The following is a 13558-nucleotide window of genomic DNA, read 5'->3' as shown; positions in this document are numbered from 1 at the left end:
AGAGCCAGATTTGCTAAGTTGATTTACATATCTTCACACTAAGCACCGCTCAACTGTTGCGACAACTGATTGGGAAAGTGCCGATAAATCGTAACCTCCTTCCAACCCAAACAGAATTTTACGAGTGATGCCCAAACAATATTCGGTGAACAAACCGTAATCTTGGGGTTGCAGATTAATCATAGCCAGCGGATCATCAGCGTTGGCGTCGTAACCAGCACTGATTATTAACAAATCTGGCTGAAAGTCTAATAAGAAAGGGACTACCTTTTTTTCAAAAACAGGCTGATATATGCCGACATCGCTGCTAGGAGGTATGGGCAAATTTAACACATTGTTATGAAAACCTCGCTCTGTTATTTTACCTGTACCCGGATAGCAAGGATACTGATGCAGAGAACAATAGGCAATTTGCGGATTAGTTTCTACAATTGCTTGGGTACCATTGCCGTGATGTACATCCCAATCGAGGATAGCAACGCGGTTAATTTCTGGTTTTTTCAGAGCATGGAAAGCAGCGATCGCCGCGTTGGAAAATAAGCAAAACCCCATACCATAATCTCTTTCGGCGTGATGTCCGGGGGGACGTGCCAGTACAAAAGTTGGGTTGCTAGTTTCTAGAACCACATCAACTCCATCTAACCAAGCACTCACGGCCAGCAATGCCACATCATAACTGCGAGGAGAAACGGCGGTGTCTGTATCCAAATAACCACCACCACTAGAGGCAACTTCTTGGACTTTTTTGATGTAGCTTTGGGTGTGTACTTCCTCCAGCAGCGACATCAGCGGACGTCGATCGACAGGTGTGGGCGATCGCCATTCAATTTTAGAAGCAAATGTCGCTGCTTTCAGAGCAGTGGTAATAGCGCTCAAGCGTTCCGGTTTCTCTGGATGTAAATATCCAGTCTTGTGATCCAGAAATTCGTCAGAATAGATAACTGGCAGCATAGTGCGGACAAAGTAGGCAGCAGGATACTGAATGAATTGTATCCTCACTAGTCTTTTGTGAAACCGATGATTTCGTCGGTTGGTTCATCAAGCATTTCTGGCACAACTGCTTGGTTATTCTTCAGTTCGTCTGGCGGTAACTCCCGCAACACATCATCCATTTTCGGAGGATGTTTGATTTTGTCCCGCAATTCTGGACTGAGTTGTGTTTCATCACCTTCTGGGCTAGACCTTTCTGCTTGCTCAGGAACAGTTTCTTTACTCATGGGAGCTGTTTTCTTATTCTCCATCAATCTTTCCTCAATTCTTATACGCAAGCATCTTAGACTCTCCTTGAGTAAGGCACATACTACCTTGAGGCTTAAGTTACCTTTATCGATTGGGTGAAGTTTTGTTTTCTCAAAGCAGCACGAACTTGAATTACCCGTTATGTACAGCCAGGAAATTGAAAGCTTGGAACGGATACTGCATTGATTCCACGAATTTCTCGTAACTTAATGCTTCCCCATCTGCAAGCCAATCCTTGAACAAAAATAGTGAATATGAGTGAGTATGAAGAAAGTCATAGACATCTCTGGAACAGATGTCATAAGCTGCTAATCCGGATTTAGTACACTCTAAGATAACAACGGGTTGACAGCGTTTTAATAAAGCTTCACTACCTTGAAGCACTGCTAGCTCACCTCCCTCTACATCAATTTTTATGAAGCCTATAGACTGAGATGATGGAACAATATCATCAAGTCTTGAACAATTTACTCTCATAGTCTCAATATATCCACCACTGCTGCCAGAATTGTGTATGCGTAATCCGCTAAACCCAGAACGACGAGACTGGATCATGAAGTCTGCTTCTCCAACATTGTGACTGAGAGCAAGTTGCAGAACTTCTACATCTGGAAACTTTTGCTTTAACCATCTGCACTTGTAAGGAATTGGTTCGATGGCAATATGTTTTCCATGTGGTGATAGTCGTTTTATCACACTCAGCACTGAACCTAAGTGAGCACCAACATCAATGCAATTCATTGAGTCGTTAATGATTCGAGCCATTGCTATTTTCATTCGTGAGGGTTCAACGTAAATCTCTCGAAGCTCAGGATGCTTAATTCGTCGTCGAAACTCAGTGAAATAAGCAACGTTTTTGGCAACCTCTTCCAGTGGCGTACCAATAAGGTTATGAGCAATGTACTCCCTAAATGGTATCTTTATCACACTGGTCCTCCCAATTTCTCAACTAAGTATTAATTAGTTAGATGGAATCTTTCGGCTTTTCCTCTATCCAGAGATTAATGTGAAGACCCTTCTGGACAATAAAGCTAGAGATTGGTTCCCCCTGCCTTGAAAGTAACCTCACTTCCTGGCCCTCTCCGATCTTGCAGAGAAGGGTGTCCGATAGGACAGGGTGAGATTTTTCATGCATGGCAGTGAAACTTTTATCATTGGAACTGCTTGAAAAGAGGAAACTAAGTACAACATTTCGTAAGTTCGCGCGCGAAATTTTTGCACAAAGACTCTGCGCTTCTGGTGCGCTTTCCTTTGCGATCCCACCGAAGCTTTGAGCCACGAGTAAAACGCGAGGAGCTACGCTAACGGAGGAGCCACTGCGGTGGTGAGGTAGCGCGGTCTTGGGGGTTCCCCCCATGAGCGACTGCCGAAAGGGTTCCCCGGCATAAAGCACGTGGCGTGAAACCTCCGTACCCTTACGGGAAGTCGCTATCGCGCCTAAAAACTTCTCTGTGCGTTTCAAATCGCTACTTTTTTATGCAAAGCTGTACTAAGTCAAAATTAAGTTCCAAAGTAGATGATAATTAGTATGGAAAGCGTCATCATGCGCTTTTTTGTCTTTTCACTACAGTAGTCAAGGCAGTGCCAAACCAGGGTAAAAGATTAGAGCAAAATCAACGTTGGACATTCTCACAACTAGTTGGATTGACAAGACGTCATCCTTTCATGATTTCCCTTTGGGTTTTACGCTGGGCGGTTGTGGGAATTGCGGGTGGTTTATTTGCTGCATTGTATTGGAGTGTCTTAGAACTACTAACTCAAGGACTGCAAAAATTTACAGGTTTTAGTCTTCTGTTGGTGATGCCACTAGCTGGTTTAGTAGTAGGTCTAATAATTCATTTCCTTGGAAGTCCTGGGGAAATCGGCCTTCTTATAGATAACATCAATTTTCGTAGCGGACGCCTAGATATTCGCAAAAATCCATCCATGATTCTTGCTTCTTTGGTCAGCATATCAGCAGGTGGCAGTGCCAGTCCGGAAGCACCATTAGTACAGGTAACAGGTTCGGTTGGCACTTGGGCTGCCGATCGCCTCAAACTTCAAGGCCAAGACGATATCCGCACGATGAGTCTGGCAGGAATGGCGGCGGGTTTTACTGCCTTGTTTGGTGCACCTCTAGCTGGTGCGATGTTTGCTTTAGAAATATTGCACCACAAGTACGTGGTGGAGTATAGCGAAGCAGTGATACCTGCCATTATTTCCAGTTGCGCTAGTTATCTGGTGTTTGCGGTAATTACAAATTTAGGAATTGCACCCACTTGGTATTTTCCCCAGTACAGCCTAGATAATGTCAATAATTTTGCGTTTGCGATCTTATTCGGGGTGATTGGGGCGTTAGCAGGATGGGTGTTTATAGGAATTTTTCACGGATGCGATCGCCTATTTGCCCGTATTCCCGGCCCAGTTTATATCCGCACAACATTAGCAGGACTGGGATTGGGTATTTTAGCTTTGTTATTGCCGCTGACTCGCTTTTTTGGACATGAACAGTTAACAGCGATCGTTACTGGCAGTTTTACTGCTATTGTTCTTTTGACTTTAGCTTTGAGTAAAATGGCTGCCATTAGCGTTACAGTTACGGGCGGATGGCCTGGTGGATTTATTATCCCCCTGTTTTTCACTGGTGCTTGTCTAGGTAAAGCTATGGCAGTGTTGGTTCCTGGACTTAATTCTAGCTTGGCTATGATTTGTGTAATGGCATCTCTCAACGTTGCGGTGACGCGCACGCCCGTAAGTACGACTTTGCTGCTGTCGAAACTCACCAATTTTGCTTCCTTTACACCCATCTTGTTTGCCAGTTTGATTGGATTCTTTTTTGCTCCCAAAGTTCCTTTTATTACATCTCAGCTCAAGTCTAAGCAAGATGCTTCGTAACAAAGGCAGAGGTTAGAAGAGTGGAAGATGGGGAGATGGGGAGATGGGGAGAGTGGGAGAAATAACTACTAACTACTAACCACTAACTATTGACCCCCTGACTTTGCCTTGCCAGCCAGAAAATGACAAGATGTGCTAAAATTGTAACAAATTATGGCAATTATTCAAGGATAATTTGGAATAATTTTGCTTATTTGCGCTTTCTTCGCTGAAACTAACCATTCTTGGAGTTTTTTAGGTTATGACAACCTCTCAGGAGAGGATTATCCCCACGGATCTGCGAAACGAAATGTCCAGGTCTTACCTGGAATACGCCATGAGCGTCATTGTAGGTCGGGCGCTACCAGATGCCAGGGATGGTCTGAAACCTGTGCATAGGCGTATTCTCTACGCCATGCATGAGTTGGGGTTGACCTCAGATCGTCCCTTCCGTAAATGTGCGCGTGTGGTAGGGGAAGTATTAGGTAAATATCACCCCCACGGCGACACGGCAGTTTATGATGCCTTGGTGCGGATGGCACAGGATTTTTCCATGCGATCGCCTTTAATTGAGGGACATGGTAATTTTGGTTCTGTAGACAACGACCCCCCAGCGGCAATGCGTTATACTGAATGCCGCTTGCAAGCTTTAACAGGTGACGCTCTCCTACAAGATATCGAATCGGAAACCGTAGATTTTGTTAATAACTTCGACGGTTCCCAGCAAGAACCGACTGTCCTACCGGCACGGGTACCGCAGTTGTTGTTAAACGGTTCCTCGGGAATTGCTGTGGGGATGGCAACCAACATCCCGCCCCACAATTTGGGTGAATTGATTGATGGATTGGTGGCCCTGATTCATAACCCGGAAATTACTGACATCCAGTTAATGCAGTATATTCACGGCCCAGACTTTCCGACTGGAGGTCAGATTCTCGGGACTGCGGCGATTAAAGAAGCTTATACCAGTGGACGCGGTTCGATCACCATGCGCGGTGTGGCAAATATTGAAACCATCGAACAACGAGGTCGTCCAGATCGGGAAGCAATTATAGTTACTGAATTGCCCTATCAAACCAACAAAGCAGCATTGATTGAAAAAATTGCCGAGTTGGTCAATGAAAAGCGCATCGACGGAATTGCCGATATCCGGGATGAAAGCGATCGCGATGGGATGCGAATTGTCATCGAACTCAAGCGCGATGCTTATCCCCGTGTAGTCCTGAACAACCTCTACAAGCAAACGCCAATACAAGCCAATTTTGGGGCGAACATGCTGGCGTTGGTGAATGGCGAACCTCAGATACTCACCCTCAAGCAGTTTCTACAAGTTTTCCTCGATTTCCGCATTGAAGCGATTACCAGACGTACACAATACGAACTGCGCAAAGCCGAGGAACGCGACCACATCCTGCAAGGATTGTTGATAGCTTTGGCTCAGTTAGATGCAATTATTGCTTTAATTCGCCACGCAGCTGATACACCGTCAGCCAAAGGAGAATTAATTACCACTTACGGGCTTTCAGAAGCGCAAGCGGATGCAATTTTGCAGATGCAACTGCGGCGGTTAACTGCCCTAGAAGCAGATAAAATCCGTCAAGAACACGAAGACTTACAAGCGCAGATAGCTGACTTGCAGGATATTTTGGCACGGCGAGAGCGAATACTGCAAATTATTGAAACAGAAGTTGGGCAACTAAAAGCAAAATTTGCCACACCACGCCGCACGGTAATTACTCACGGTGAAGGGGATTTAGAAGACACAGACCTAATCGCCAACGAAAAAGCTGTCATTTTGCTAACCGAGCAAGGTTACATTAAACGGATGCCAGTCAACACCTTTGAGGCGCAAAGCCGTGCAACTAGAGGCAAAGCCGCCGCGAAGGTAAAAGATGATGATGGCGTTGAGCATTTCTTGACTTGTTGCGACCACGACAGCCTGTTATTTTTCAGCGAGCGTGGTGTCGTTTACTGCCTAAAAGCCTATCAAATTCCCGTAGGTTCTCGTACCAGTCGCGGCACGCCAATTGTGCAGATGTTGCCCATCCCCAAAGAGGAAAAAATCACTTCAATAGTACCCGTGAGCGAGTTTACCAGCGATGAATATTTGGTCATGCTCACCAAAGGCGGTAACATCAAGAAAACCGTATTGGAAGCGTTTAGCCATATTCGTGCCAATGGTTTGATTGCCATTTCCCTAGAAGAAGGAGACCAACTGCGCTGGGTACGACGGGCAAGAGTAGAAGACAGCGTTATTATTGGTTCTCGTCATGGCATGGCCATTCACTTTCGTTGCGATCACGAACAACTGCGTCCTCTCGGTCGGGCGACACGTGGCGTCAAAGCCATGAAACTCAAGAAAGCAGATGAATTAGTGGGTATGGATATTCTGCCTGCTGCGATTCTGGCCAATATAGCTACAGTCTCAGACGCCGAAATCGAAGATCTCGAAATCGAAGAAATCGAGAATGAAGAGTCCACAGAAGTACCAGGCAATGGCCATCAAGGGCCATGGGTATTGGTGATTACAATGGGAGGATACGGTAAACGGGTTCCCGTTGCTCAGTTCCGCCTGCAAAACCGTGCCGGTCAGGGTATAATGGCGACCAAATTTAAAAATCGCAAAATCAAAGACCAACTCGCAACCCTGCACATTGTCAATAGCGACGATGAAATCATGATGGTTACTAGTCGGGGTATTATCATCAGACAGGCAGTGAATGCGATTTCCGTTCAATCGCGTTCCGCTACTGGAGTGCGCGTGCAACGCCTAGATGAAGATGATGTGATTACGGGAGTAGCAATAGTTCCTCCCGATAGCGGTGATGCGACAGAAACTGAGTAAGAGAAGACACGGAGACACACAGACGCGGGGACACAGAGAATTTTTGAAATTTACTCTCCGCGTCACGGCGTCTCACTTTATCCGCGTCCTAATTGCTTTAGGAAGCGGTATTTTGATGGGTTTGACCGTCGCACCCGTAAACGCATGGTTCTTGGCATGGTTTGCCCTCGCTCCCCTCTGGGTGTTAGTTATAGATTCTGCAAAACGAAAAAACCAATCTTCCCCCCTCTCCCCATCTCTCCCTCTCCCCATCTCCCTCGCTTGGGGTATCGGTTATCACGGACTAGCCCTATTCTGGATTACAGGAATTCACCCCATGACTTGGATGGGGGTTCCTTGGTTGGCGAGTCTGGGAATTGCTTTGTTTTGCTGGATATTCATTACCCTTTGGGGAGCGGCATTAGTTGCAGTTTGGGCTGCTTGTTTAGCATGGATTTTGAATTTTAGATTAGGTACACAGACGCGTCATGGCGTGTCTCTACAAATATCCCCCATCACTCGTGTTCTCATCGGTACTGCTCTTTGGTGTGGCTTAGAAGCACTTTGGAGTGCTGGCCCCTTATGGTGGAGTTCTCTTTCTTACACTCAGAGTCCGCAGAATCTCGTAATTTTACACCTAGGTCAACTTTCGGGGCCTATTGCTGTGACAGCAGCAATTGTGGCAGTGAATGGATTGATTGCGGAAGCTTGGATTAACCGCACAGACGCCAAGGACACCAAGATTTTCTCTGTGTTCTCTGTGCCTCTGTGGTTGGTTAACAAATATCTAGCGATCGCCGCAGGATTATTAATTACTTTACACCTAATTGGTTTTAACTTATACAGTCGTCCTCTAATTCAACCACCACAAGCAGCGTTAAAGGTGGGGATTATTCAAGGCAATATTCCCAACCAAATTAAACTTTATCCAGAAGGCTTGCGTCGTGCGATTGAAGGTTACACTAGCGGATATCTCACATTGGTAGCTCAAGATGTAGATGCAGTGCTAACGCCGGAAGGAGCTTTACCTTTTTTCCAACGTGACATTACGCGTAGTTCCTTGGTGGATGCAGTGCGAGAAAAAGGCGTTGTAGCTTGGATTGGCGGTTTTGGAGAACGGGGACGGAGTTATACGAATAGTTTGTTTACCTTTACAGGTGATGGTAATGTTTTTAGCCGTTACGACAAAGCAAAGTTAGTACCTATCGGAGAGTACATCCCCTTTGAGAAAGTTTTGGGTGGTATCATTAGCCGCCTGTCACCTCTGGATGAACACCAAGTTCCCGGTTCGCTAAATCAAGTATTTGATACGCCTTTCGGTCGGGCGATCGCTGGCATTTGTTACGAGTCTGCTTTTTCTGAGCAATTTCGCCGTCAAGCGCAAGCAGGTGGACAATTTATACTTAGCTCATCTAATGATGCCCATTACAGTGCATCTATGCCAGCACAGCACCACGCCCAAGATATCATGCGGGCGATTGAAACCGATCGATGGGCAGCGCGAGCAACGAATACAGGGTATTCAGCTTTTGTAGATCCCCACGGCAGAACTGTGTGGATATCCGGACATAACACCTACGAAATTCATGCCAAAACGATTTATCGACGACAAACGCAGACTTTATATGTGCGTTGGGGTGATTGGCTAACGCCGTTATTGTTGGTAACTGCACTGGGAGGTTTGCTGGCCGATTTGTTTATTTTGCAACCCTCACGCAAGGGTTTGGAGTAGCAGAAGGAGGATCGGGGAAAATAGCTAGAGTGTGGTAGTGAGGCTTACCATCACTATAGACAATTTCAAAGGTATACAACTTGTTCTTGCCTTGCGCTTCAGTAACTACTGTTAAAAGTGTTTTGTCAGTGTTGGGTAGTCCGGGAATTTTTATTTTTTGAATACGTCTGAGTTGAATAACACTTGCTGCTGAGTTTTTACAATCTCCCATGTTATTATTGCGGTCTGGGCCAAATTGCATACACATGGGGCCGTCAAAATCCATAGTCACCTGTGATGGATCGTTTAACCAAACTTTTTTAATTGTTTCTCCAGCTTGAATAAAGCTTAAGTTCGTTCCTTGCTGAAACCAAACATTTACAGTGGGTATTGCTCCTCCTAAACCCTGTGCTTGACAGGAAAACATGGAACGGAGAACGGCGTTGTTTGCTAAAGCACGACCTGTTAGCAATAAGATTGCAGCCGAAAAAATTAGGGAAGCGAGAGTTAGGAAAGGAAAATTACCTGGCGTATTTACTGGAAAGTTGATGTTGTTTTTCATGGCCGCATACAGGAAAACTAGCGGTGCGTTACTACCTTAACGTACCTTAGAGAGTGAATATTCACTTGATCAAACAACATTGATCAAATCTAAAACTGCATCATTTGATTGACGTATATTTCTACTTCTGTTCCTGCTGGCAGAAACCAAATATTACTGCGTTGCATCATTTGGGACATAGCCTGTTGATTGCGTTGGGTAATTTGGGGGACTACAGTTCTAACCCCACCTTCCAAAATCCCGGCTAAGACGTTGCGTTGGGGGTTTTTGTTTCTAATATAACTGAAGTCACCATCTCGAACGACTTCTGATTCAGTACGATTAAATATCTCTCCGACTTTACCAGCTGCTCCCAATACGAACTGTCCCGCATCCATCCAGAGAAGGGATGAGCCTCCTTTTTTATATTGGTTTGCAACCAAAGGTCTACCTTCGGAACCGCGAATTAGTATGGCATTGTTATCTAAACTGCGTTCTGTGATGTTGCCATTATTTTGGTTAATTAGTTTGACTGCATTGAGTTGCAGCAAACCTTGTTCGGAAAGAGAACTAATTTCAGTCAATATCTCGGTTTTGGCTGGTAAGACAACAGTACCATCTGCTGCTTTTAATGGTTCTTTCAAGCGGACTACAAATAGGTTTTTGCCACTGTCATTTTTATTATTATTATTAGTTGCTCTGCTAGTTTCTCCAAATATAGCTGTCGCTAGGACAGCTTTAGTACTTGTTCCTACTGGTACTGATTTGGGATTCTGTGTTCGTGCTTGGCTAACAATAGAAGTTTCTTGTTGTGAAGGTTGTGGAGTTGGCTGAGGCTGGGGGTTTGTAGCGTATCGCTGGACTCTAGGATTTTGTACAGGTTCAGGAGGAGTACGACTAATAGTGTTATTAGTCGTATTAGTAGGTGCAGCAGCTGACACCTGACCGTAGCTACCTAACTTTGCTAACCTTGCCCACTCCTCCATTGGATCTGGTGGGGTTAATTCAACGTTTGGTTGAGTTTCTGGCTTGGCAACTGGTGGTGAAACTGTTTGTTGCGGGAGAGGTTGTTGCTGAGGTTGGGGTACTCGGACGACGCGGGTTTCTACCCTAGGCACGTAAACTGTTTTTACAGGGGTTGGTACTCTTGGTCTAGAGGCAACTGGCGGTGGCGTCGGAGTAGCTGGGATCATTTTTTCAGTTCTGAGTTTTTGTTGGGCTAATTTCACCGCTTGCGCTTGTTCAGCAAGGGCTAATTTGGTTTTTAAAGTCTCTAGTTCTGTTTCTAGTTGTTCCAGGCGAGATTCGGTTGTTGGTTGCGATCGCGGTTGTTGAACTACAATATTATTTTTTTTAGGCTTTTGATTACCAGCATTCATCAACTGTGACAAAAAGCCGCCAGCTAATAAAACCAAAGCAAAGGTACCAGTTCCTACCAACGCCAATTTAGCAAAAGGATTAGATGAAAGGGATTGCTGGGTGGAAACTTCTGATGTTCTGGTGGCGGGTGCTGGCGCTGGGCTGGCTGAATCTTCTGGTACTTCCACATCATCAGCAATAGCTGGAGATTCTTCTTGAAAACCAACCAGTCTCGCCATCCGAAATTCCCAATCAGAAGATTGTATTTCTGGTTGGTAATCGTCGGTAGTGGAATTCACTAAATTATCTGGGGTAGTTTCTGAAGGAATTGAATATCGAGTCATAGTATAGCTTCAGTCTCATTTCAAGAACAGTTCTTATCTTTGATGTCACATATATTGTAAATTTCTAGCCTAGCTTCGCCGAGGCGATAAGCCGCTAAGTTCCAAGAAACTGGTAAGTCAGGTAGTGAAGTTGTTTGTGTATCTGTTGCCTGGACTAAAATTTGTTTATTAAACGGTACAGATTTTCCCAATCTGTCGGAATTATTAAAAATTAATTGATTAGCTTGTAACTCTACTTTCCACTTACCATCCCCAATTTTTTGAGGTTGAGAAATTCTTTGGATTACCAATACACTTTCAGCACCGCGATTTTCAAATTGATTTGTTGTATTTACATTAATAACTTCTGACTGAAATTTTTGCTTGACATTATTGGTTAAAAGTTCAGAACTAATTTGCCATACTGTTTCTGGTTGCTGCTGCTTAGACCAAGTCAGCATTAAAGTCATAGTTTCACCTACGAAACGCCGGATTGTCTGGGGGTATCGTTCTAAATTTTCTGTGGGATCTGCTGTGATTGCTCGACCATCAGCAAGTTGCACCAAACTTTGAGGCGTTAATTGCCTACTTAGCTGTTGCAACATTGATCCGTGAAACATCAAAATCAACAAAGTAAAAATATTCAAACCAAATGTTCCTACAGCGAACAGTGGTAAGATACTTGTTTTTCTATTATCTGACTTAAATAACTGCATTAACAATAAACTCGGTAAATTGCAATATGCTATCTAGTGAAGCTATCCGATTTTATTCCACTACCGCACTGCTGTAATTTATCTGGACTTAGATTGTTATAATTATCCAGCAAACATAAATTCCGGATTTCGTAAATCTCCAACCTTTCAGAACGAATGCTATAAATTGCTTTTTGCAGAACGCTGGTAGTATCTTCTACTGGATAAGGAAAATAATCTACAGCACGAACAAGTAAATCTTTATTAAAAGGAGTGATGACTTTTCTATCACTATCTCGTTTTTTTTGAATCAAATCAGCTACCATACCAACTCGCCATTTACCTGGTGCAATTTTTTGAGGGGGATAAACCCGTTTAATTGCTAATTGTGCTGACATAGCTTGGTTGGCATTATTAGCAAAAACTTCCGGGGGCGTCATTGCTCCTATTTCACTTAAGAAACCTTTGCGAAAGTCTTCTGATATGGCAAAACTCGCTATCCAACTACTGGTGGTAACTTTTTTGGTATTACCTTGTGACGTTTTAATGAGTATTCCCGAATCTGGTTTGGGTTTTGAGACTTCTTCAATATTTTGAGGCGGAAGTGTTCCAGACCAGTTAAACATTGATGTCATCGTTTTGCTGACAAATTGCCGAATTGCTTCTGAGTTTCTTTCTAAATCATCAGTAACACCTATTGGTTGACCAGCTATTAATTGTACAAAAGCAGCAGGTTTCCTGAGACTCAGCTGGCGAATTTTTAAACCTTGTAATGTTAAAAAAATTAAAGCTAATACTTGCAATCCAAAGGTGGCGATCGCAAAGGTCGTCAAAAGACTGACTGATTTTTGTCTTTTTTCTAATAAGCGCACCATTTACCCATTTCTCCCGCTGATTTATATCCTCTCCCTTGCCCATGAAGTCGTATTACTAATAGCGTTGAATATTGCAAATCCTCCCGCACCAGACAAAAGCAAAGATAAGATTGGAGCCAAAACTCCCATAAAAATCATGAACCACATTAAATCAGGATCGGCGTTACCAGCTTCCCCTGGCCCATTGACAATCACTGTGGCAGTTAACACAGTAATGATGGTAAATGAAAATTTCGCAATTCCCAACGATAAAAATCCAGTCAGCCAAGCAAAAATCGGTTTACCAGCTACAGGTAATAAAGAACCTCCCACTGCCAACGGCCCTAAAGCTGCTATCAGCAACATAGTAGCTTCTATTAAATTTTGAAATGCATATTGTAAGGAAATTAAAAAGTTTTTGATACTAGTTTGGATATTAGAACCTAATAGAGAACTAAATGTGTTTTCTGATATATTTCCCGTACCATATGCAATCTGATTGACTCTATTTTCCAATCTGTTGATCCAAGTTTTATCTCCATATAAATTTCTATATTCCTGCCAGAGAATATCCATTTTTTCTTTGGCTCTGACAAAGCATTGAGTTTGTTGTTCGCCAGTTAGTGACTGGCAAGGACGCAGCAAAGAACCAGCTACCTCTTCTGCAACACCCATATTCAATGCTTGCTGGTAATTTTGATTGGCATCTGCGGTTGTCAACACTTGCTGATTCACTGTATTAATAAAATTTCGTACACCCAGCGTCAGATCTGAAAGTACGCTACCGTTGCCAGTATTGGTTAATAGTATCACCACAATAAAAGGCCAAATCAAAGCCGAGATAGGGCGGGAATACTCACTATATAAAACATCCCTGAGCCATTGTATCATGAAAAACAACAGGGTTCCGACTGCAAAAAATACACCCACATTCGTGAGCGTTCCATATAAATTTTCACTAGTATTATTTTGTAATAAATCCAACCATTGATTGTCCCAGCTTTCTGAAATACTTTTGGCAGTTGTAACACCATTATCGAGAATCTCAGGGACACCTATTTCGGCAACAATTTTGAAAGGAAGAAAAAAAACGTTCATTTATTTGTTGTTAACGGAGTTCATGGGCATTTATTTTGTAAAAAGGAAGTAGGATAACTTA

Annotated in this window: 11 protein-coding genes; 3 read left to right on the top strand and 8 right to left on the bottom strand. The window is 43.7% G+C overall.

Annotated elements, in window-relative coordinates; translation table 11 throughout:
• Positions 1-33: 33 nt before the first annotated feature.
• From FIS9605_RS0106820 to FIS9605_RS0106810, 3 genes are all read right to left on the bottom strand, one after another.
• Positions 34-951 (bottom strand): histone deacetylase family protein, encoded by a 918-nt coding sequence (locus FIS9605_RS0106820; RefSeq protein WP_026731922.1) that lies wholly within the window; start codon positions 949-951, stop codon positions 34-36.
• 47 nt (positions 952-998) lie between these two features.
• Entirely contained in the window at positions 999-1217 is a 219-nt protein-coding gene (locus tag FIS9605_RS0106815; protein WP_026731921.1) for a hypothetical protein, read from the bottom strand.
• A gap of 154 nt (positions 1218-1371) precedes the next feature.
• Positions 1372-2166, bottom strand: coding sequence for an FkbM family methyltransferase (locus tag FIS9605_RS0106810; RefSeq protein ID WP_231510256.1), 795 nt, complete (start codon positions 2164-2166; stop codon positions 1372-1374).
• A gap of 654 nt (positions 2167-2820) precedes the next feature.
• Between FIS9605_RS0106810 and FIS9605_RS0106800 the strand changes: the two genes are divergently transcribed.
• From FIS9605_RS0106800 to lnt, 3 genes are all read left to right on the top strand, one after another.
• The gene (locus FIS9605_RS0106800) at positions 2821-4113 is read left to right on the top strand and encodes a chloride channel protein (RefSeq protein WP_026731918.1); all 1293 of its coding nucleotides are present in this window, start codon (positions 2821-2823) and stop codon (positions 4111-4113) included.
• 241 nt (positions 4114-4354) lie between these two features.
• Entirely contained in the window at positions 4355-6937 is a 2583-nt protein-coding gene (gene gyrA, locus FIS9605_RS0106795) for a DNA gyrase subunit A (RefSeq protein ID WP_072032369.1), read from the top strand.
• Entirely contained in the window at positions 6918-8648 is a 1731-nt protein-coding gene (gene lnt / locus FIS9605_RS0106790) for an apolipoprotein N-acyltransferase (RefSeq protein ID WP_026731916.1), read from the top strand. The genes gyrA and lnt overlap by 20 nt, the downstream gene beginning before the upstream one ends.
• Here the strand turns inward: lnt and FIS9605_RS0106785 are convergent.
• The 5 genes from FIS9605_RS0106785 to FIS9605_RS0106765 all read right to left on the bottom strand — a co-directional run bounded on the left by FIS9605_RS0106785 (position 8614) and on the right by FIS9605_RS0106765 (position 13497).
• On the bottom strand, positions 8614-9189 hold the full coding sequence (locus FIS9605_RS0106785) for a hypothetical protein (RefSeq protein WP_026731915.1): 576 nt from the start codon (positions 9187-9189) through the stop codon (positions 8614-8616). The genes lnt and FIS9605_RS0106785 overlap by 35 nt on opposite strands.
• A gap of 89 nt (positions 9190-9278) precedes the next feature.
• On the bottom strand, positions 9279-10871 hold the full coding sequence (locus tag FIS9605_RS0106780; RefSeq protein ID WP_026731914.1) for a TrbI/VirB10 family protein: 1593 nt from the start codon (positions 10869-10871) through the stop codon (positions 9279-9281).
• Between the two features lie 20 nt (positions 10872-10891).
• Positions 10892-11566, bottom strand: a complete 675-nt coding sequence (locus FIS9605_RS0106775; protein WP_026731913.1) for a hypothetical protein — start codon at positions 11564-11566, stop codon at positions 10892-10894.
• 29 nt (positions 11567-11595) lie between these two features.
• Positions 11596-12420 (bottom strand): hypothetical protein, encoded by an 825-nt coding sequence (locus FIS9605_RS0106770; RefSeq protein WP_026731912.1) that lies wholly within the window; start codon positions 12418-12420, stop codon positions 11596-11598.
• A 21-nt stretch (positions 12421-12441) separates the two neighbouring features.
• The gene (locus FIS9605_RS0106765) at positions 12442-13497 is read right to left on the bottom strand and encodes a hypothetical protein (RefSeq protein ID WP_026731911.1); all 1056 of its coding nucleotides are present in this window, start codon (positions 13495-13497) and stop codon (positions 12442-12444) included.
• Positions 13498-13558 lie beyond the last annotated feature (61 nt).

This window comes from Fischerella sp. PCC 9605, from assembly GCF_000517105.1.
GTDB lineage: Bacteria > Cyanobacteriota > Cyanobacteriia > Cyanobacteriales > Nostocaceae > PCC9605.
The sequence above is the reverse complement of the archived record's forward strand: the minus strand, read 5'-3'. Positions and strand labels throughout refer to the sequence as shown.